Genomic DNA, 20537 nt, shown 5'->3' on the forward strand with positions numbered 1-20537 from the left:
GAGAATCAGTATCATTACACAATGTGACAAGTTTTTGTAAGTACCTGATCGGTTTACAGGCTCAAGCCAGCGATGCCGCTTTGCATCTTGCATGCACCATCGAGTGCGCTGAATGCACATTCGATGCGCATCAAGAGGCCATTTGCACCAAGATGAGACGAAAGCGCTGCACGTGCAGATTGCGGACTGCACTGTGTATAAGCGGCCGCACAGCTTTCGCACACGGAGCTGCACACAAAATGCGCAGATGGCCCGGATATTGCACATGTCGCCGTTTTTTTAAAACGTCCGCCGACATGCAGGCACTTCAATCCGGTACCGACACGCTGTTCCTATTGCTGGGCGCCGCCATGGTCCTTGCCATGCACGCAGGTTTTGCGTTCCTCGAACTCGGAACGGTCAGGCGCGAGAATCAGGTGAACGCGCTCGTGAAGATCCTCGTGGACTTCGCCGTGTCCACGCTCGCGTACTTCTTCATCGGCTACAACATTGCGTATGGCGTGCAGTTCATGCACGGAGCCGACGTCCTCGCGCAGCACAACGGTTACGCGCTCGTGCGCTTCTTCTTCCTCTTGACGTTCGCGGCGGCGGTGCCGGCGATCGTGTCGGGAGGCATCGCCGAGCGTTCGAAGTTCAACCCGCAGCTATTCGCGACCTGCGTGATCGTCGGGTTCATTTATCCGCTGCTCGAAGGCATCGCGTGGAACGAACGGTTCGGCGTTCAGTCGTGGCTCACGCAGGCTTTCGGTGCGCCGTTTCACGACTTCGCCGGTTCCGTCGTCGTGCACGCGTTCGGCGGCTGGGTCGCGTTGCCGGCAGTGCTGCTGCTCGGGCCGCGCCACGGTCGTTATCACAAGGATGGACGCATCGCCGCGCACCCGCCGTCGAGCATTCCCTTTCTCGCGCTCGGTGCGTGGGTTCTGGCGGTCGGCTGGTTCGGCTTCAATGTGATGAGCGCGCAGACGGTCGACAAAATTAGCGGTCTGGTCGCGGTGAATTCACTGATGGCGATGGTCGGCGGCACGCTCGCCGCGTGGGTCGCGGGGCGCAACGATCCGGGCTTTGCCTACAACGGTCCGCTGGCCGGACTGGTCGCGGTATGCGCCGGGTCCGACGTGATGCATCCGCTCGGCGCGTTGATCGTCGGAGCGGTGGCGGGCGTGCTGTTCGTGCAGATGTTCACGTGTGTGCAGAACCGCTGGCGAATCGACGACGTGCTCGGCGTCTGGCCGCTGCATGGTCTCTGCGGCGCGTGGGGCGGCATCGCGGCGGGCGTCTTCGGGCAGAAGACGTTCGGCGGCATCGGCGGCGTGTCGATGTGGTCGCAATGCATCGGCACCATCGGCGCGGTCTTGCTCGCGCTCGCGGGCGGCGCTGCCGTCTACGGCGTCATCAAGATGACGGTGGGACTGCGCCTCGACCGCGAGGACGAGTTCAACGGCGCGGACCTGGCCATCCATCGCATCTCGTCGACGCCGGATCGAGAAATGGCCGGCTGAGGTCGCAGTTCGCCCTCCGGCCGTCAGCGCCGGATTGCATGCAAGATGCGCCGCATTGGCATTTTGCATGCCGCCGCCGCCCGGATCAGCAACTTGCCGCGAGCCGGCGCAAAACGGGGGAAAAGGCCCGGGCATGCGCTTCGCTGAAAGCGACCGCTCCGACATGACCGGCGCCGAACCGGCAAAGCGACGCGTGCTTTGCCTGATTGACGCAGAACCTCCGATTGACGAGAATCGCGGCCCGGTCACGGTCGGCTTGCTATGCCGATGAGTGCGCGCCGGTTACGATATACCGGCCGATCCCCAACAAGGCCGAGAGCTTGAATCCTACAGAGACCGGGTCCTTCGATTTGCCGCTTCCGTCGCGCAACTTCTCGTTGACGCGACGCGTGCTGCTGCTCGTCCTGGCCGCGTCTGTCGCCGTTCCGCTTGCCTGTCTCGCTATCTACGGCTATTACGACTACCAGCGCCGGTTCGCCGAGGCCGGCGACCTGACCGAGCGGCTCGCGCGCGTCGCGAACGAACACGCGCTCAAAGTGCTGGACCTGAATCAGCAACTGGAGACACGCGTCGTCGACATGCTGGGCGACAGTGGCGACGCGGACGTCAAGTTGCGCGAAGAAGCCTTGCATCGCGCGCTCGACGACATGAGCGGCACGCTCGCGCAGGTCGCGGCCATTTCGGTCTTCGGCGCGAACGGCGCGCTGCTTGTGAACAGCCGCCGGTATCCTGCGCCGGACGTGTCGATTGCCGAGCGCGACGACTTCCTTTCGGCCCGCGCGTTCGCGCCCGTCACCTACTTCTCATTGCCGTTGCGCGGCAAGGTCGCGCAATCGGACGTGTTCACGACGACCATGGGGCGCATCAGCCACAACGGGCAGTTTCTCGGCGTCGTGTCGATTGCGCTGAATCGCGATTATTTCGTCGACTTCTATCGCGAGATCGCAGCGGGCGACTCAGCGCTCGTAATCGGTCTTTATCGGCGCGATGGCGGCATTCTCGTGCGCTATCCGCCGAGCCCCGCGTCGTCGCAAGCCGCGAACAACACGCCCTTCACCGACGCGTTTCGCAACAACGAGCTCTTCGGACGCGTGCGCATGACATCGACCATCGATCACGTCGAGCGCGTGCTTGCGTACCGGCGTGTCGGCGAATTTCCGCTCTATGTGGCGACCGGTTATGCGACGTCGGTCGTGCGCGCGCGCTGGCGGCAGAACCTCGCGCTCGTCGCAGCGATCGCGGCGTTGCCATGCATGGCCGTATGGCTTCTCATCGCGTTCTCCATTCGCCGGCTCGATGCGGAGCGCGTCGCGTGGGAACGCTGGCAGGCGGAAGTCGCGACGAGGCTGTCCGTCGAAGCATCGACGCGGCAGTTGCGGCGCATGGGCGCGCTCGGCAATCTGGTGGCGAACGTCGCGCACGATTTCAATAACCTGCTGATGGTCGTGTCGGCGAATATGGCCCTTGCACGGCGCAAGCATTTCAACGATGTCGAGAGCGAAGTGCTCGCGGTCGAACGCGCAACCGCCGGCGCGGAGTCGCTTGCGCGGCGGCTGATGAGCGTCGCGCGCAAGCATCCGCTGAAGCAGGAAGTCATCGATCCCGCCGCGTGGATCAGAAGCATGCTTGAAATCGTGAAGCGCGCGGTGCATCCGTCGGTCTCGCTGACGGTCGAGTTCTCAGCGGACGTGTGGCCCATCATGGCCGATGCCGTGGAACTCGAACTGGCGCTCGTCAACATCGTCGCGAACGCGAGCGAGGCGATGCCGCATGGCGGGCGCATCGTCATTCGCTGTCAAAACGCGCGGCTGCGTGGCGCGGAAACGGATCTGCCCGATGGCGAATACGTGCTCATTTCCGTGACGGACAACGGCGAAGGCATGAGCGAAGCCGTGTTGCGCCGCGCGTTCGAACCGCTCTTCACGACCAAGGTACGCGGCGCGGGCACGGGTCTTGGACTCTCGCAAGTGCTGGCCGCGTGCGAGCAGGCGGGCGGCAGCGCGCGCATCACGAGCGTGCCGGGCGCCGGCACCACGGTTCGGCTTTATCTGCCGAGGCATCACGGACCGGTAACGGCGGCTGCGGCTAAACCCGTCGAGATGGAGAAGGAGAAGCCGCCGGCCAAACCGCAGCAAGTGGCGGACGACGACCATCCGTTCCGAGGCATGTCGGTGCTGCTCGTGGAAGACAACACCGACGTCGCGGCGGGCGTCATGGCGGTGCTCGAAGTCTTCGGATGCACCGTGCATCACGAGGAAAGCGCGGATGCGGCGTTCGCGCTCATGGGCGAGGGCTACAGCTTCGATCTGGTGCTGTCAGACGTGCAGATGCCCGGCAGGATGAACGGCATCGACCTCGCGGAGCAGATCACGAAGCGGCTGCCTTCGCAAAAGCTCGTGCTGATGACGGGCTATGCGGACGAGATCGAACGCGCGAAGCATCTGGGCGTGCCGATTCTCGCGAAGCCGTTCGACATGGACGACTTGCGCGATCTCATCATGGACGGGGTGCCGCACTGAGTGAACGTTACTTATGCTTCGGCATGGGGCGCGCGCCGACGAGAGGATTGAACGACCGGCGCTTCTCTGTCGACGCTTCCTCGTCGGCCGATGCTTTCGCGCGGCGCGCATTCGTGCGCTTGCCGCCGAGCTGATCGAGCAGGTCTTCGTCGTCAGTGGCTTCTTCGTCTGCTTCCGCGTCGTCTTGCGCGGGCGCGGCGGTCGCTTGTCCGGCGCCTGCAAGATGCTCCATGACGGAGACGAAGTCCTTTTGCGCGGACTTAAGGGCGCGGCCCGGCATCATGATGAGCACGACCGCTTCCTGCACGGTGTGATCGTCGACGGTATGCAGCGTGCCAGCTTCGTTCCAGTCGATGCCGCTCCCGGCATACGCCGCGATCACATGTTGCAGCACCGCAGGCGAGAGCACGCCGGCATCGTATAAGCCGACGATCTGCCGTTCGGCAAGCGCAAAGAGACTCGTCTTCGGGGCAGCGCTTGCCTTCGATGCGGATTTGCGGGCGGCCATGTTATTTCGCTGCGGGCGCGACCCGCCATACCGTATTGCCTACATCGTCTGCGACCAGCAGGCCGCCTGTGTGGTCCACGGCCACGCCGACAGGACGACCAAGCGCATGCCCGTCTGCCGAAAGAAAACCGGTCAGGATATCTTCGGGCGGACCGGAAGGCTTGCCATCCTGGAACGGAACGAAGATGACCTTATAACCGCTTCTCGGCTTGCGATTCCACGACCCGTGCTGACCGATGAAGGCGCCGTTCCAGTAGTGCTGCGGGAAGGCTTTTGCGTCGTAGAACGCGAGACCGAGCGAGGCCGTATGCGCGCCGAGCGCATAGTCAGGCACGGTGGCCGATTCGACCAGATCCGCGCGTTGCGGCTTCACGCGATCATCGACATGCTGGCCGTAATAGCTATAGGGCCAGCCATAGAACGCACCGTCCTTCACTGCGGTCATGTAGTCGGGAACAAGTTCGTTGCCGAGTTCATCGCGCTCATTCACGGCGGTCCATAACGCGCCGGTTTGCGGCTGCCACGACATTCCGTTCGGATTGCGAAGCCCCGTTGCATAGAGACGAGTCTGTCTACTCGCGATATCTACTTCCATGATGGCCGCGCGCCCGTTCTCCGCCTCGATGCCGTTCTCCGCCGCGTTGCTGTTCGAGCCGACCGTCACGTACAGCCGCTTGCCGTCCGGACTCGCGATGATGTTCTTGGTCCAGTGATGGTTGATCGGTCCCGCGGGCAGGTCGATAAATTTCTCGCCCGTCGATTCGATCGTCGTTTCGCCTGTCCGATACTTGAAGCGCAGCACGGCATCGGTATCGGCGACATAAAGATCATCTCCGACCAGCGCCATGCCGAAGGGCGAATGAAGATGATCGATGAATACGCTCCGTGTTTCCGCGACGCCGTCGCCGTCGGCATCGCGCAACAACACGATGCGATCGGGACTCGCCATGCCCGCGCCCGCGCGCTTCATCACCTTCTTCATGACGGCGCCCTTGATGCCCGAGTTCGTATCGTGCTCGGCGGGGGCGTTGCTCTCGGCCACGAGCACGTCGCCGTTGGGCAGCGTGATGATCCAGCGCGGATGATCGAGCCCGGACGCGAAAGCGGTCACGTCGAAGCCCGCAGGCGATATCGGCTTCTGGCCTTGCGCCCACTGCTTCGCGGGCGCGATGTTCACCGTCGGCAACAACGCGCGGCGCGGCGCGGGAAGCGCGGGATCGGGCCCGAAGTCGGTCGGGTAGTCATCCGCGAGCGCGATGCTGCACGAGACGGCCAGCATCGCGACGAGCGTCACGCGTAGGCACTTGCGCGCGTCGGAGAGCGCCATCCATCAGCCTCCGCCGATGCCCTGCACGATCTTTCCCGTGCCGTCGCACGTGGGACAATCGCCGCCGTCTTGCTTGCCTGTGCCGTTGCAGTCGGGACAGATGTCTTCGCCGGTGCCCGGCGCGCCGGGCTCTGCTTCATCGCCCGGACTGAGAGGAGGTTCTTGCGCCATGACTGTCTCCTAGGTTGTATGCCTTAGCAAGAAGCAAAGAGTATTCCGCGGTGACGTGGCAAGCGGCGCGTTCGTCTTCAGGGCTTGCGTCCGAATGCTTCGCGCAAGTGCCGCTTCGCTTGCTCGAGCGTATTGCGCCGCGTCTTCGGCAAGTTGCGGCCGGCGCGATTGATATAGAAGTTGAGCATCGACATGGCCGACTGGAACGGCGTGCCCTTGCGCCGTTTGCTCTCGGTCGACGAGCGTTTGAGCGACTGCGCGATTTCTTCGGCGTTGCCGTTCTTAAAGATGTCGCGCTGAATATCCATCGCGTCGCTCGTTTCCATCACATGATGCGACCAGCGGTGCGTCGAATTGTCGGACTGCGCTTTCTTGCTTCCGGATTTCTTGTGATCGCTCGCGAGCGTATGGCGCTGCCGTGTGGTGCTGCGCTTGCCCGCGCTAGCTCCGGTCTTCTTAGTCTTGCTTGCCGTCGCCATGACGGTTCCTCCATTAACGTTTATGTTTCATCAGCCGATGCGCTTCCCGCAGCGCATCGACGATAGCCTGATAAGCGGCATGGCGCGTCTCCGGGTCGGGCGCGCGCAATACATACGACGGGTGATACGTGGCGACGACCACGCGCCCCTCGTGCTCGATAGGGTGGCCCATCGACGCTTGCAGCTTGGCCTTCGAATCGCGCAGCACTGACTTCAGCGCGGTCGCGCCCAGCGCGACGATCACCTTCGGGTCGATGTCGGTCGTTTCGCGGTCCATCCAGTAGTGGCACGCGTCGATTTCGCGCTGAGCCGGTGTCTTGTGCATGCGGCGCTTGCCGCGCGGTTCCCATTTGAAGTGCTTGACGGCATTCGTCACAAAGACTTCCTTGCGCTCGACGCCGGCTTCTTCGAGCGCGCGGTCCAGCATCGCGCCAGCCGGACCGACGAAGGGCTTGCCTTGCAAATCTTCCTGATCGCCCGGTTGTTCGCCGACAATCATCAGCGGCGCGTGGCGCGGACCGGCGCCCGGAACCGCTTGCGTCGCGTCCTTGTACAACGCGCAACGATGACACGCGTCGAGCGTGTCCGGTGTTTGATCGGGCTCTACGCCGGGCTGCGGGGTCGTGGCCATGAGGACCTTACGCGAAGGCGCGGGGTAACGAGGCCGTAGACGGAATCATGGGCATGTGTTTTCCGAGACTTTTGAAGCGACTAGCAATTGCCGAACCTTCGTCCGCAAAGCTGTGGGAATGCCCGTTGCTGATTTCCTGAGTACCTGAGCAAAAGGAGGCCAGCGATGAGCAACAACGATCGTATCGAAGGACCGGGCAGCACCGACAAGCCGCTCGGCGATGCAGGCAGCGGAGCCACCGGCGGCGGTTCGTTCGGCAATCTTCCGGGACCGGGCGCGGCGACGGGCGGCGATCCGCATCAGGGCGTGCGTCAGCCGAATGCGGGCGAAGTGGAACCGGAGAATCGCCGTCTGGACCAGCAGCCGCATCAGACAGCGGAAGTGCCGCTCGGCTCGGGCAATCGTCCGGAGCCGGCGGGACGAGGCGGACAGGTCAGCGACGTCGCGGCATCGCCGGGACAGGACGTGCCGCCGCGCGGAAACTGATTCACGACGTATAAGCGCAAAAACACAAGCGCAAATGCAAAGCGGCCGCTTATCGCGGCCGCTTTGCTTTCATGCGGATGTGCCGATCAACGCGTGGCAATGTACATCGTGATTTCAAAGCCAAAGCGCATATCGGTGAAGCTAGGGGTTTCCCACTTCATAGAGCCTCCTTGTGCATTGAGCGGCCGACGGATGCCGAGCCGTTGCGCGGTTGTTTTCCTGAGCGCGTGCAGCGCGGCGCTCAAATCGACGCTCTTTCATCCTAGCGCGACTTCGCCGCCTGCATCATTGGAAATTGCCTCGGCATTCATTTAATTTATTTATGGCGTCAAAGCGGCCGGGGTCGGCTTCCAGAATCGTCAGGGTTCGTACTGACTTTGTCAGGGTCGGTCGCTTCGTCGCGCTCCATCATTTCGCCCGGACGCGGGATAACCCTATCTACATCCTCCGGCCGGATATTGTTCAGCTCGTTGCCGCCGGGCGCGTGCGATTTGTCGTGTGTATCGGGTGCTTTTGGGGTTTCAGCCATTGGGTTGCCTCGTACGATGATTCATTCGGCGCGCGCCGCTTCGCGCAGCACGGCGGAGTCACTGTCGTAATTGCGATCGGCGATTTTCCTGAGCACGGCCAGCACTTCGCCGTCTGCGCCGTTGCTTTTCGCCAGCGCCATCAGCTTTTCCTTGTGCATCGGATATTCCGCGCCCTTGAGCGCGCGCGCGATGGCGTCCGGCCCCGGCTCGTCCAGATGCCGTTGGTCTTGCGACTGCGCGGGATGTTGTGACATAGCGCCTCCTTTCCAGTTGATCTGCAACGTCGAAAGGGCAGCAACGCGCATACCCGTGCGGGCTTGTCCCGGGCGCGACTGATGCTACGCAACCCATAGCAAACGTCAGAAGGAGGACACGCGCATGACTATTTCCGCGGAGCGACTCTCCGATACCGAGATTAAGGTCGAAGAGACCATCTATACGTTCGATGGCAAAGACAGGGCAGACGCGTTCCAGCAATGCCTGGGGAGCGACACGCTCGATACCTGCACGCGCCACCACGCGCCTGTCTCCACGCGCGCCGCGACGACGACGGGCGGACCCGCCGAAGGCGAGCCGGGCAGCATCATTTCGCCGTCGCTCGGCGGCATGCCCTGATCGCCGTTCGCGATCAGAGCAGCGAGTGCGTCGTCGAACGCGGCGCGAGCGATTCGCGCGTCAGGGCTTCGAGCGGCAATGGCTTGTCGAAGAAATAGCCTTGCGCCTGCGCGGCGCCCATGTCGCGCAGGACCGCGAGGGTCGCCGCATCTTCGACGCCCTCAGCCACGAGCGTCAGGTCGAGCGATTCGGCCATGCGCACGATCGCCCGCACGATAGCGCGGCTGCGCGGACTGCGCGTCAGTTCGAGAATGAAGGACTTGTCGATCTTCAGGCCGCTGAACTGATACTGATGCACGTAACTGAGCGACGAAAAGCCCGAGCCGAAATCGTCGAGTACGACGGACATGCCGTTGTCCGCCAGCCGCTGCATGGTGCGCCGCGCGAGATCCGGTTCGGCGACGAGCGCGCCTTCGGTCAGTTCGAGGCACACGCGCGACGGCGACACGCGATAGCGCCGCAATAGCGCGAGCACGTCGTCGGCGAACTCGGGACGCGTCATGCTATAGCTGGAACAGTTGACGTGAACCGGCGGCCAGTGCGCGAAACGCTCGTTCGAGAGAATGGCCGCGACGCGTTCGAGCATGTAGAGATCGAGTCGGCCGATAAGCCGCAGCCCTTCCACCGCAGGTAGAAACTCCCCCGGCGCCACGATGCGCCCATCCGCCTGCCGCCAGCGAATCAGCGCTTCGAGCGCGACCACTTCACCGCTTTTCACATCGACGATCGGCTGGAAGTAGGGCAGCAATTCATCGTCGCGTTTCATTGCATTGCGCAACGCGCCTTCGCGCTCGACCTGATCGGACACTTGCCGGCGCAATTCCTGATTGAACACGACGAAGCTGTCGCGTCCCGCGTTTTTCACGCGATACATCGCGGTATCGGCGTCGCGCAAGAGATCGGCGGGCTCGGTATGAAACTGACTGTCCGCGCTGACGATGCCGATACTGCACGACGAAAACACCACATGCTCTTCGATATGAAACGGTAGATCGAAGGCCGCCAGAATGCGTTTCGCGATGGAGACGGCATCCTGAATGACCGCGTTCGGCGAAAGAATGGCGAACTCGTCGCCGCCGAGACGCGCGAGCAGATCCGACGCGCGCACGCAGGCGCCGAGGCGCGCGGCGGCCTGGACGAGCAGCATGTCGCCGAAATGATGACCGAGACTGTCGTTCACGACCTTGAAGCGGTCGAGGTCGATGAACATCACGGAAAGATCGTGGCCGCGCGCCTGATAGTCGTTCCACGCGCCCTTAAGCCGCTGCATCAGATGGCTTCGGTTGGGTAAGCCCGTGAGCGAGTCATGCGAATTCTCATAGACGAGGCGCGCATTCACTTCGTCGAGTTCGCGCGTGCGCGCCTGCACGCGCGCTTCGAGTTCGAGATTTGCGGCGTGCAAGGCTTCGGCGTCGCGACGGCGCGAGAGAGCCGTGTCGATATGGCGCGATACGAAGGTCAGCAGTTCCTGATCGCGCAGCGAGTAACGCACGAGCGGCGAATAGCTTTGCACGGCCAGCACGCCGCGCACGACATCGCCGTCGAAAAGCGGAATGCCGAGCCACGAGCGCAGCCGCACCGAATCGCTGTCCGCCTCGAACGCGCCTTCGCTGATGAGCCGCACCGCTTCCTGATGATCGATCAGCCGCGGGCGACGCTCGCGGATCACGTATTCCGTCAACCCGCGCCGGCCGCGTCGCGGATCGGGGCGTTCGTGCACGATCTCGTCGACGTAATACGGGAACGACACCTCGTCGGTTTCCGTCTCGTACAGCGCGATATAGAAGTTGCGCGCATAGAGCAGTTCGCCGACGATGCCGTGCAGACTGCGAAAGAACTCCATCGTGTCGCCCGGCCGGCTCGAGAGTTCCGCGATCTGATAGAGCGCCGCCTGCAGATGCTCGGAGCGCTCGCGCTCCGCAATGCCGTGGCGCAGCGCGGCGTTCAGCTGCGACAGTTCGGAGGTGCGGCGCGCGACTTTTTCTTCGAGATCCGCGCGATGCAGAATGCGGTCGAGCGCCATCGCGACATGCCGTGCCACCACGAGAAAGAGCGCGCGGTCCTCCGCCGTATAGATGCGCGACACGTCGTAGACCTGCATCGCGAGCATGCCGAACACTTCGTCGGACGCGTTCTTCAGCGGCGCGCCCATCCAGAACTCGGGGCGGTCGCCGAGGCAGTAGAAGCGGCCCTCGCGCTCGGCCGCCGTGATGTCCGCCGTCGTCACGAAGAGCGGCTTGCCGCTCGTCAGCACGCGGCCTGTCATCGAGAGATGATCGGGGTCGAGGATATCGAAGTTGTCCGCTTCGACGACGTCCTTGTCGATCACGTCCACGTAATACGGGTACGTGATCTTGCCGGTCTTGCGGTCGTACAGCGCGAGATAGAAGTTTTCCGCGTCGATCAGCGTGCCGAGGCGCTCGTGCACGCAGCGCAGAAACCCGGCGCGGTCAGGCACCGAACTCGCGAGATAAGCGATTTCGTACAGCACGCGCTGCGTGAGCTGCGCGCGCGCGAGGGCGTCCGACTGCACGCGTTCGCCCAGACGCCGCGCAAGCTCGGCGAGATGCGCGTCGTCGCGTTGCGCGAGCGGCGCGAGCAGCCAGCCGAGCACGCCTTCGCCGCGGCCGGTCGGCCAGCGGTGCCAGCCGTGCGCGGCGCACAGGCCCTCCAGGCGCTCCTCGGGGATGCTGCGCGGCCACACGAGCGGGGCATCGCCACGCCGCGCCAGATGCAATTGCTCCCCCGCGCGATACCACGCCCACGCCTGCCCGCAGCCCGTCGCGGCGGCGTCGCGCAGCAAGGCCTCAATCGGGTCGGCATCGGACACGTCGGTTCCGGGCGCGCCGGGCGTGCTGGGCGTGGAAAGGGGCGCGTTGTACACGGAAAACACACTCATCGGCGCTCCAGGCCATTCGGATTTCGTTGACTGCCGAGACGGCGGTCCGCTCTTTTTCGAGCATTCGCTCTTACCGGGCTAACGGCAGCCAGCATACAGGCTTGAGCTTCACCGAGAAAAATCGTGCGAAAGCGCGTCAGCCAGCGGACGCGCCGCTTCCCGCGAAGCGCTCGCGGTAGGCCTGCGGCGACACGCCGAGCGAGCGCAGAAAGCCCCGCCGCATGGTTTCCTCGGTGCCGAAGCCGCAGCGCGCCGCCACGCGCTTGACGGGCAGCGCGGTATCCCCCAGAAGACGCCGCGCGGCTTCCAGCCGCATGCGTTCGATGGACCGCGCGGGCGTCACGCCGGTTTGCGCGCGGTAATGGCGCACGAAGCTGCGTTCGCTCATGCCGACGCGCGCGGCGAGCGTCGCCACGGAAAGATCCGCCGCCAGATTCTCGGCGATCCACGCGTGCAGCTCGCCGAAGCGGTCACCCGCTTTCTGCAGCGACAGCGCGGCGCTGAACTGCGCCTGCCCGCCCGGACGCTTCAGGAACACGACGAGATGACGCGCGACTTCGAGCGCAAGCGCGCGCCCGAGATCCTCTTCGACGAGCGCCAGCGCGAGATCGATGCCCGCCGTCACGCCGGCCGACGTCCATACAGCGCCGTCGCGAATGAAGATGGGATCGGATTCCACGCGCACGGCCGGAAAGCGCGCGGCAAGCTCGTCGCAGCGGGTCCAGTGCGTGACGGCGCGGCGCTCGTTCAGCAGGCCCGCCGCCGCGAGCAGAAACGCGCCCGTGCACACGGACGCGGTGCGCCGTGCGTGCCTCGCGCGTTCGCGCAGCCAGTCGACGAGCGCCGTGTCGCGCACCGCGCCATGCACGCCCCAGCCGCCCGCGACGACCAGCGTGTCGCACGGCGCGTCGGCGGCTGGCAGCGGATGGCCGACGAGGCCGAGGCCCGCCGAAGCCGTCGCCGCCGCGCCGGGCATGACCACGCGCGCGCGGTACGGCCGCGGCATGCCCGCCGCCACGGCCAGTTCGTTCGCCGACGCGAACACTTGCAGCGGCCCGGCGACATCGAGCAGTTGCACGTCGCGAAAGGCGAGAACGTCGACGTCGCGCGGCGTCGGATCGGAAGGGCGGCTCATGGTGGCGGAAAACGTGGGCTGGCTGTCGATTTCGCCATAGCGTAGCCGGGTAGCATGGGTTCGTCCACTTACCATCGACCAAGGAGAAAGCGATGACCTTGCACATCGGCCTGTTGCTGTTTCCGGGCGTGCAGCAACTCGACATGACCGGCCCCTACGACGTCTTCGCGCACATGCCCGGCGCCGAGGTTCACCTGATCTGGAAGACGCGCGAGCCGGTGCGATCGACGGCGGGCATGGTGCTCACGCCGGACACCACGTTCGCCGACTGCCCCGCGCTCGACGTGTTGTGCGTGCCCGGCGGCGGGGGCGTCGGCGCGCTGATGGAGGACGACGAGACGCTCGCGCTCCTGCGCCGGCAAGCGGCGGGCGCGCGGTATGTGACTTCCGTTTGCACCGGCGCGCTCGTGCTCGGCGCGGCCGGGTTGCTGCGCGGCAGGCGCGCGACGACGCATTGGGCGTATCACGCGCTGCTCGCCGAACTCGGCGCGATACCGGTGCGCGGGCGCGTGGTGCGCGACGGCAACGTGCTGACGGGCGGCGGCATTACGGCGGGCATCGACTTCGCGTTGACGCTCGCGGCGGAACTCATCGGCGAGCAGGGCGCGCAGGCGATCCAGCTCGCGATGGAATACGCGCCCGCGCCACCCTTCGATGCGGGCGATCCTGACCGCGCGAGCCCTGATGTGGTCGAGATGGTGCGACAGCACGAGGCTGCGTCGCTGGCGGCGCGGCGTGACATCACGCAGCGCGTCGCGCAACGGCTTAATGCAAGCGCATGAGCACTAGAAGCGCTTCTGCATGAAGTAGCGCGACCGTTCGCCGTGAAAGCCCGGCAACTCGCCGAACGTCTGATAGCCGCAGCGCGCGTAAAGATCGCGCGCCTGCGGATTGAGCGTATCCAGCCACGCGGCGGCGCAGCCGCGCTTTTTCGCTTCTGCTTCCGCCGCTTCGAGGGCCCGCGTGGCGAGGCCGCGGCCGCGCGCGTCCTCGCGTATCCAGAGCCATTTGACGAAGAGCCAGTTCCACGCGGTGAAGCCCGCGAGTCCGCCGACGCACGCGTCGTCCACGTAGACCGACACGGCGAGATCGCGATGACCGCTCGGTCCGAGCTGCGCCGCATTGAACGCGGCGAGCCCACCCGCGACTTCCTCTTCGAACGATTCGTCGATCCAGTCGGTGACGGACACGCTTACGTCGCTCATGTCGCTCATGTCAGACGCTCGCGGCCGGCGCGACCGATGCGCCTTTGATTCCATGCCGTGCGAGTGCTTCGCCGACGAAACCCGAACGCTTCACGTCTTCGACGAATTCGCGCAACATGTCGGCGGCTGCTTCGCCGCGCGATTTCGGCAGCCCCATCGCCTGCTGAATCACCATGAAGCGTTCGTTCAAGAGACGCAGGCCGGGCGTGCGCGCGGCATCGGCTTCGAGTTGCTGCTTGACGCCCGCAGCCACTTCGAGCCCGTCGCGCAGAAAGGTCTCGACGACCGCTTGCGACGAAGCCGCGCGAACGATCTGCGCATGCCTGATCTCGCGCGTGAGAAAGAGGTCGTACGCGCTGCCCTTGCCGACCACGATGCGATTCTCCGCGCGGTCCACTTCGTCGTTGTGCGTCAACGGCGAGTCGTTGCGCACGAGGTAGAAGCCTTCGATCAACACGTAAGGCGCAGTGAAGGCGATGCCCGCGCCGCGCGAGGGATCGATCGCGAAGAAGCCGATGTCGGCCGCTTCATTCGTGACGGTCTCCACCGATTTCGCCGCGGTGTCGAAAGCCGCGAACGCGACGTCCACGCCGAGCCGAGACGCCAGTTCCCGCGCGAGATCGACCGATACGCCGCCGGGCTCGCCTTCCCTATCGCGGTGCGCGAGAATGGGATTGCCCAGATTGAGGGATGCGCGCAGCACGCCTGTCGGCGCGATGGCTTGCAGCAAGGTCGAAGAAAGAGTCATGGCTTCGTGCGCCTCATGTTGCATGAGCATGCAGAATACGCGAACCGTGACCACGCTTGCAAAAGGATACTGCCATGCCCGCACCGCTCGATGCCAAAGCCCTCATCACGCGCCTCGGCTTGCAGCCGCATCCCGAAGGCGGTTATTTTCGTGAGACGTATCGTGCAGAGCAGCGCGTGACGCGCGACGGCGCGAGCGAAACGCGTTCGGCATCGACGGCAATCTACTATCTGCTATGCGAAGGCGCGCATTCGGCGTGGCATCGCATACGCTCGGACGAAGTCTGGCACTTCCATGCGGGCGATCCGCTCCTCGTGCATGTGCTCGATGCGCACGGCGCGCTCGCCACGCACCGGCTCGGCGATATGACGCAGCATGCCGACACGGTGTTTCAGGCGGTCGTCCAAGCGGGCAACTGGTTCGCCGCGGAATGCAGCATCGCGTCGGGCGCGTCGCTCGTCGGGTGCACGGTTGCGCCGGGCTTCGAATTCAGCGAGTTCGAGCTGGCCCGTTGCGATGAACTCGCGGCGCTCTATCCGCAGCATCGCGAGTTGATCGAACGGCTCGCTTAGCGAGGCGGCGCAATGCCGAGCGTCGCGCAGACGAACGCGCCGACGCCCTCTATGTCGTCGAGGGCGAGCACGGGCAAGGCCGATTCAATCGCGGCGGCGTCGTCCGTTGCGATCGCGAGAATCTCCACATCGGTCAGATAGAGCGGGTCCTTACCCGTCGACGGCCGCACGACTTCGAGCCGTGGCATGGCTTCGCGCGCGAAGCCCTCCACGATCACGAAGTCGGCGTGCGAAAGGCGCGCGGCAAGCGCCGCGAGCGGCGGCTCAGGTTCATCGCTGAGTTCGTGCAAGATCGCATAGCGATACGGCGACGCGATCAGCACTTCGCTCGCGCCGGCGCGACGAAAGCGCGCACTGTCCTTGCCCGGCGGCTCTAACTCGATGGAATGATGACTATGCTTGATGACGTTGACCGTGAGTCCTTGCGCGCGAAACCACGGTAGCAGCGCTTCGATCAACGTGGTCTTGCCTTGGCCGGAGCGCCCGGTAATGCCGAAAAGCGGCGGGTGCGACGAATTCATGCGATGGTTGTGTCGTTGTCGTCATCGAACGGGTTTGGCAAGTGTAGCGGCTCCGTGGCGAGCCGGGCCGAATCGCGCTATCGTCAGGCATCGTGCTTGCATCGACCGCGCTGCATTGCGTAACGCGCGAGGCACGTGCAACGTGCAAAGCATCAGCGCACTTCACAGGATCAGGACATGGCCGAAGACAATCTCAGCACCGCTCTCGCTCCGCAGCAGTTTTCCATCGACGTCATGCTCGAAAAGTACGCCAAGGGCGACGAGACGCGCGTCGACGATATCTATCGACGCGTCGCGCGCGGCGTCGCGCTCGCGGAACCGCCCGAAGCGCGCGCGAAGATCGAAGCCGAGTTCGTCGACAACTTCAAGCGCGGCGCACTGGGCGCGGGCCGCATCATGAGCGCGGCGGGCGCGGGCATCGATGCCACGCTCATCAACTGCTTCGTGCAGCCGGTCGGCGATGCGATACAAGGTGTCGATGACAACGGCCTTCCCGGCATCTACGTCGCGCTGTTGCAAGCCGCCGAGACCATGCGGCGAGGCGGCGGCGTGGGGTATAACTTTTCGGCAATCCGTCCGCGCGGCGCGCGCGTGCATTCGACAGGATCCGCCGCGTCGGGGCCGTGCAGTTACATGGACGTGTTCGATGCCTCGTGCCGCACCGTGGAAAGCGCGGGCTCTCGTCGCGGCGCGCAGATGGGCATTCTCGACTGCACGCATCCGGACCTGCTCGAATTCATCGCGGCGAAGCACACGAAAGGGCGATGGAACAACTTCAATGTATCGGTCGCGGTGACGGACGAATTCATGCAGGCCGTCGCCGATGATTCCGTCTGGCAGCTCGTGCACAAGGCGGAGCCGTCGCCGGCGCAACGCGCATCGGCCGATATCCGGCAGCGTGAAGATGGCCTGTGGGTGTATCGCGAAGTGCGGGCGCGCGAGGTGTGGGAAACGATCATGCGTTCTACTTACGATGTCGCGGAGCCAGGCGTTGTCTTCATTTCGCGCATGAACGACGACAACAACCTGCGTTCGCTCGAAGCCATTCGCGCGACGAATCCGTGCGGCGAGCAGCCGCTTCCCGCGTATGGCTGCTGCAACCTCGGGCCGCTCAATCTCACGCGCTTCGTGTCCGATCCGTTCGCGCAGATGCGTGGCGGCGCGTCGGGCTTCGATTGGGACGGCCTCGCGCAGACGACGCGCACGCAAGTCCGCTTTCTCGACGACGTGCTCGACGTGACGCTCTGGCCGCTGCCGGAACAGGCGCGCGAAGCGCAGGCGAAGCGGCGCATCGGCGTGGGCTTCACGGGGCTCGGCGATACGCTCGTCATGCTCGGCTTGCGCTACGACTCGCAGGAAGGACGCGACTTCGCGGCGCGCGTGGCCCGCACCATGCGCGACGAGGCGTATCGCGCATCCGTGCAACTGGCGCGCGAGCGCGGCGCTTTTCCGCTTTTCGACGCGCGGCGCTATCTGGAACAAGGCACGTTCGCATCGCGCCTGCCGGAAGACATCACGAGCGCGATTCGCGCGCACGGCATTCGCAATAGCCATCTGCTTTCCATCGCGCCGACGGGCACGGTCAGTCTCGCGTTCGCGGATAACGCGTCGAACGGCATCGAGCCCGCGTTCTCGTGGACATATCAACGCACCAAGCGCATGGCGGACGGCTCGCGGCAGAGCTTCGCGGTCGAAGACCATGCGTACCGCCTCTATCGCGAGATGGGCGGCGACGTGAACGCGTTGCCCGATTACTTCGTGAGCGCGCTCGACATGTCCGCGCACGATCACCTCGAAATGATGGCGGCGGTGCAGCCTTTCGTGGATACGTCCATCTCGAAGACGGTGAACGTGCCGGCCGACTATCCGTTCGACAAGTTCCAGGACCTCTACTTCGAAGCATGGCGGCGCGGGCTCAAAGGTCTTGCCACCTATCGCCCGAACGATACGCTGGGCGCGGTGCTTTCGGTGACGCCGCAAGAGACGCCGAGCGATTCTCCCGATCCCGAACTCGACCTCGATCCGCTGCGCATCGCGATCGATCATCGGCCGCGCGGCGAATTGCCCGCGATCATCGAAAAGGTCGAATATCTGACGCAAGCGGGAAAGAAGTCGCTGTATCTCGCGGTGTCGTTCATCGAAGTGACGGGGCGCATCGCGGGCGAGGACGTGACCATCGAACGTCCGATTGAATTCTTTATACCGACAGGGCAGAGCGACGAATCGCAGCAGTGGATCACGGCGACGATGCGTTCGCTCTCGCTCGCCGCGCGTGGCGGTTTCGCGGCGCGCACGTTGCAGGACATGCGCAAGGTGTCGTGGGATCGCGGACAAGTGCGGCTCGGCGATGTCGAGCGGCTCGACGGTCATCGCAGTCCACGTTGGCACGACTCCGAAGTCGCGGCGCTGGCTTACGCGATTCAGCAGATTCTGTATCGACGCGGCTTTTTGGATGCAGAAGGCAACCAGGTTTCTTCGCGCGTGCTCGCGCGCAAGCGCAGCGAGGCGGCGGCGCCTCTGCGCACGTTGCAGCTTGAAGACGAACAGGACGCGCACGACGACGTGACTGAGGCGCCCGTCGATCCGCATGGACTCGCGCAGATGCACGGACGCAAATGCGCGACGTGCGGCGCGAACGCGGTGATTCGCAAGGATGGGTGTGATTTCTGCACCGCTTGCGGGGAGATTGGTGCGTGTGGTTGAAGCGGCGATTCACTTGAATTAAAAATTCAAAGCGCCGTTCGCGCGCCGATAGCCCTTTCCACGTTTCAATGAGGTCAGCGACGAGTCCTCCCGACTCGCGCTGACCGCTCTTCTTGTTCCTTCGAGCGCAACGCGGCTCTCGCGCAAGCAAATTGCGGTAGATCTCGCGCCCAGGCAATTAATAAAGATTGCTTAGTAATTAAGAATTCTCGGGATGTCCTTTCGACGCCGAATGAATGAGAATTCGGCCCGGTGCTTTCAACTGGATGGGATAGAACTATTCCGAGGGCCGCACCCGTCCTGCTGCTCATGTAGTGGCGGCCGTGGGCGAATGCACCTGCCCGGCCTCAAGGTGAGGGTCCGCTGCTGCTCTGTTTCAAGCAGCGCCGCTCTAAGTTTGGGGCCGATTTCTTAATGCATGGAGTTTTCAAAATGAAGAAGTCCGTAACCTCGGCTTTCATCGCTGGCGTGTTGAGCCTGGCTGCCGGCGGCGCGTTCGCGTCCGATGGAACCATCACGTTCAACGGCGCCCTCACGGCCGCCACCTGCACGATCAACGGCAACGGCACGTCGTCGAAGAACTTCACGGTCACGCTGCCGACCGTTTCCACCTCGACGCTGACCGCGGTCGGCCAGACGGCTGGCACCACCTCGTACAGCATCGCGCTGAGCGCATGCTCGCCGGTCACGAGCACGAGCAAGGCATCGGTGTTCTATGAAGCAGGCACCACGGTCGATCCGGCTGATGGCCGTCTGCTCGTCGCTGCCGGCGGCGCGGGCAACGTCAAGCTCGAACTGCTGAACCAGGACGGATCGCAGATCAAGGCGGGCTACTCGAGCGATCTTCAGAACTCGAAGCCGGCGTCCATCGCGTCGGGCGCGGCCACGCTGTTCTACGACGTGCGCTATTACGCCACCGGCGCCACGTCGGCGGGCGCGGCGAACTCGTCGGTCGTGTACAGCATCAACTATCAGTAAGTTACCAATAAGCGGTTTCGTGACACCGGATCATTCGCTTCGCACATTCGCGAATGGTCCGGTGCAAGGGCGGGCGCGAGCCCGCCTCTCCTTGATATCGTGCTTCGCTTGGGCGCTTCTTCGTCACTATGAAATTGTTTAGCCGACTCGCATCCATCGCGGTGCTCCTCGCCGCGATTCAGGGCTTCGCCCCGCAGGCCCGTGCTTCGGTGGTCATCGCCGGTACCCGCGTGGTGTACAACCAGAGCGATTCAGAGGTCACCGTCAAGCTGACCAACAACGGGAAGCTGCCCGGTCTCACGAAGGTCTGGATCGACAAGGGCGATGCCAACGCCAAGCCGGATACGATCGACGTGCCGTTCACCATCACGCCGCCGATGATGCGTATCGATCCGGGCAAGTCGCAGACGCTGCGCATCATGTCGACGGGCGAGGCGCTTCCCAGCGACGCCGAAACCGTCCTCTATCTGAACGTGCTGGAGGTGCCACCCAAGCCGACGGGCGATGAAGCCAGCGCCAATCAGCTGCAACTCGCATTCCGCACGCGCATCAAGTTCTTCTACCGCCCTACGGGGCTGAAAGGGCAGGCGAGCGACGCGCCCGAAGCAATCGTGTGGCATCTGAAGCGCGAAGGCGGCAAGAACACGCTGGTGGCCGATAACCCCACGCAGTATCACGTATCGTTCGACCGCATCGACCTCACGGATGGCGTGCATACGGCGCAATTCACCGACGGCGGCATGGTCGGACCGGGCGAAAGCCGCGCGTTCCCGCTCAAGGGCGAGCTTCCCGCAGCTGGCGCGAAGGTGCGCTATACCGCGATCAACGACTATGGCGGCCCGCAGGCAGGCGACGCCACGCTCGCTCCCTGACCGGCGCGTCGCGACCGTCACGAGCCGGCTGCCCGACGCCCGCGCGCCATTGCGCGCCGCAATGACCTGTGAGATGCACTAGCGCGCATGCCCTTGCCGCATGCCGGGGATCGCTGTGCCCGTATATTTCGGATAACTG

22 protein-coding genes are annotated in these 20537 nt (G+C 64.3%); 9 read left to right on the plus strand and 13 right to left on the minus strand.

What is annotated here, in order from left to right; translation table 11 throughout:
- Positions 1-296 precede the first annotated feature (296 nt).
- Positions 297-1499: an ammonium transporter gene (locus HWX53_RS12750; protein ID WP_175941278.1), complete on the plus strand. Its 1203-nt coding sequence runs from the start codon at positions 297-299 to the stop codon at positions 1497-1499.
- Positions 1500-1819: 320 nt separating this feature from the next.
- A complete protein-coding gene (locus HWX53_RS12755; protein ID WP_175941281.1) occupies positions 1820-4018 on the plus strand; it encodes a hybrid sensor histidine kinase/response regulator in 2199 nt (732 codons plus the stop codon).
- Positions 4019-4025: 7 nt separating this feature from the next.
- Here the strand turns inward: HWX53_RS12755 and HWX53_RS12760 are convergent, their stop codons facing one another.
- The 5 genes from HWX53_RS12760 to HWX53_RS12780 form a co-directional block, all read right to left on the minus strand.
- On the minus strand, positions 4026-4526 hold the full coding sequence (locus HWX53_RS12760; RefSeq protein ID WP_175941284.1) for a hypothetical protein: 501 nt from the start codon (positions 4524-4526) through the stop codon (positions 4026-4028).
- A 1-nt stretch (position 4527) separates the two neighbouring features.
- A complete protein-coding gene (locus HWX53_RS12765) occupies positions 4528-5805 on the minus strand; it encodes a sorbosone dehydrogenase family protein (protein WP_175942398.1) in 1278 nt (425 codons plus the stop codon).
- 51 nt (positions 5806-5856) lie between these two features.
- Positions 5857-6024, minus strand: coding sequence for a hypothetical protein (locus HWX53_RS12770; protein ID WP_175941287.1), 168 nt, complete (start codon positions 6022-6024; stop codon positions 5857-5859).
- Between the two features lie 77 nt (positions 6025-6101).
- Positions 6102-6503, minus strand: a complete 402-nt coding sequence (locus HWX53_RS12775) for a DUF3175 domain-containing protein (protein ID WP_175941290.1) — start codon at positions 6501-6503, stop codon at positions 6102-6104.
- Positions 6504-6516: 13 nt separating this feature from the next.
- Positions 6517-7134, minus strand: coding sequence for a UdgX family uracil-DNA binding protein (locus HWX53_RS12780; RefSeq protein WP_175941292.1), 618 nt, complete (start codon positions 7132-7134; stop codon positions 6517-6519).
- Between the two features lie 165 nt (positions 7135-7299).
- Here HWX53_RS12780 and HWX53_RS12785 point away from each other — a divergent pair, with 165 nt between their 5' ends.
- On the plus strand, positions 7300-7620 hold the full coding sequence (locus HWX53_RS12785; protein WP_175941294.1) for a hypothetical protein: 321 nt from the start codon (positions 7300-7302) through the stop codon (positions 7618-7620).
- A gap of 86 nt (positions 7621-7706) precedes the next feature.
- Here HWX53_RS12785 and pqqA read toward each other — a convergent pair whose 3' ends face one another.
- From pqqA to HWX53_RS12800, 3 genes are all read right to left on the minus strand, one after another.
- On the minus strand, positions 7707-7781 hold the full coding sequence (gene pqqA, locus HWX53_RS27905) for a pyrroloquinoline quinone precursor peptide PqqA (protein ID WP_008353049.1): 75 nt from the start codon (positions 7779-7781) through the stop codon (positions 7707-7709).
- 167 nt (positions 7782-7948) lie between these two features.
- A complete protein-coding gene (locus HWX53_RS12795; RefSeq protein WP_175941296.1) occupies positions 7949-8149 on the minus strand; it encodes a hypothetical protein in 201 nt (66 codons plus the stop codon).
- A gap of 21 nt (positions 8150-8170) precedes the next feature.
- Complete coding sequence (locus tag HWX53_RS12800) at positions 8171-8404, minus strand: DUF2795 domain-containing protein (protein ID WP_175941298.1); 234 nt, start codon at positions 8402-8404, stop codon at positions 8171-8173.
- 124 nt (positions 8405-8528) lie between these two features.
- Here HWX53_RS12800 and HWX53_RS12805 point away from each other — a divergent pair, with 124 nt between their 5' ends.
- Positions 8529-8765 (plus strand): hypothetical protein, encoded by a 237-nt coding sequence (locus HWX53_RS12805; protein ID WP_175941300.1) that lies wholly within the window; start codon positions 8529-8531, stop codon positions 8763-8765.
- 13 nt (positions 8766-8778) lie between these two features.
- Here the strand turns inward: HWX53_RS12805 and HWX53_RS12810 are convergent, their stop codons facing one another.
- Together HWX53_RS12810 and HWX53_RS12815 are read right to left on the minus strand one after the other, a co-directional pair.
- Positions 8779-11664, minus strand: a complete 2886-nt coding sequence (locus HWX53_RS12810; RefSeq protein ID WP_175941302.1) for an EAL domain-containing protein — start codon at positions 11662-11664, stop codon at positions 8779-8781.
- Between the two features lie 136 nt (positions 11665-11800).
- Positions 11801-12799 carry a helix-turn-helix domain-containing protein gene (locus HWX53_RS12815; RefSeq protein ID WP_175941304.1) on the minus strand — a complete coding sequence of 333 codons (999 nt, stop codon included), beginning with the start codon at positions 12797-12799 and terminating at the stop codon, positions 11801-11803.
- A 92-nt stretch (positions 12800-12891) separates the two neighbouring features.
- Between HWX53_RS12815 and HWX53_RS12820 the strand changes: the two genes are divergently transcribed.
- Entirely contained in the window at positions 12892-13581 is a 690-nt protein-coding gene (locus HWX53_RS12820) for a DJ-1/PfpI family protein (protein WP_175941306.1), read from the plus strand.
- Positions 13582-13584: 3 nt separating this feature from the next.
- Here HWX53_RS12820 and HWX53_RS12825 read toward each other — a convergent pair whose 3' ends face one another.
- Together HWX53_RS12825 and HWX53_RS12830 are read right to left on the minus strand one after the other, a co-directional pair.
- On the minus strand, positions 13585-14013 hold the full coding sequence (locus HWX53_RS12825; RefSeq protein ID WP_175941307.1) for a GNAT family N-acetyltransferase: 429 nt from the start codon (positions 14011-14013) through the stop codon (positions 13585-13587).
- Between the two features lies 1 nt (position 14014).
- Complete coding sequence (locus HWX53_RS12830) at positions 14015-14752, minus strand: ABC transporter substrate-binding protein (protein ID WP_175941309.1); 738 nt, start codon at positions 14750-14752, stop codon at positions 14015-14017.
- Between the two features lie 74 nt (positions 14753-14826).
- Here HWX53_RS12830 and HWX53_RS12835 point away from each other — a divergent pair, with 74 nt between their 5' ends.
- On the plus strand, positions 14827-15324 hold the full coding sequence (locus HWX53_RS12835) for a cupin domain-containing protein (RefSeq protein WP_175941311.1): 498 nt from the start codon (positions 14827-14829) through the stop codon (positions 15322-15324).
- On the opposite strand, the gene mobB is transcribed toward HWX53_RS12835, so the two are convergent.
- A complete protein-coding gene (gene mobB, locus HWX53_RS12840; protein ID WP_175941313.1) occupies positions 15321-15845 on the minus strand; it encodes a molybdopterin-guanine dinucleotide biosynthesis protein B in 525 nt (174 codons plus the stop codon). The two genes, HWX53_RS12835 and mobB, sit on opposite strands and share 4 nt — an antisense overlap.
- A gap of 177 nt (positions 15846-16022) precedes the next feature.
- Here mobB and HWX53_RS12845 point away from each other — a divergent pair, with 177 nt between their 5' ends.
- The 3 genes from HWX53_RS12845 to HWX53_RS12855 all read left to right on the plus strand — a co-directional run bounded on the left by HWX53_RS12845 (position 16023) and on the right by HWX53_RS12855 (position 20398).
- Positions 16023-18548 (plus strand): adenosylcobalamin-dependent ribonucleoside-diphosphate reductase, encoded by a 2526-nt coding sequence (locus HWX53_RS12845; protein WP_175941315.1) that lies wholly within the window; start codon positions 16023-16025, stop codon positions 18546-18548.
- 432 nt (positions 18549-18980) lie between these two features.
- Positions 18981-19526 (plus strand): fimbrial protein, encoded by a 546-nt coding sequence (locus tag HWX53_RS12850; RefSeq protein WP_175941317.1) that lies wholly within the window; start codon positions 18981-18983, stop codon positions 19524-19526.
- Positions 19527-19654: 128 nt separating this feature from the next.
- Positions 19655-20398: a fimbria/pilus periplasmic chaperone gene (locus tag HWX53_RS12855; protein WP_175941320.1), complete on the plus strand. Its 744-nt coding sequence runs from the start codon at positions 19655-19657 to the stop codon at positions 20396-20398.
- Positions 20399-20537: the final 139 nt, after the last annotated feature.

Source organism: Caballeronia sp. BCC1704 (assembly GCF_902833455.1).
Taxonomy (GTDB): Bacteria; Pseudomonadota; Gammaproteobacteria; order Burkholderiales; family Burkholderiaceae; genus Caballeronia.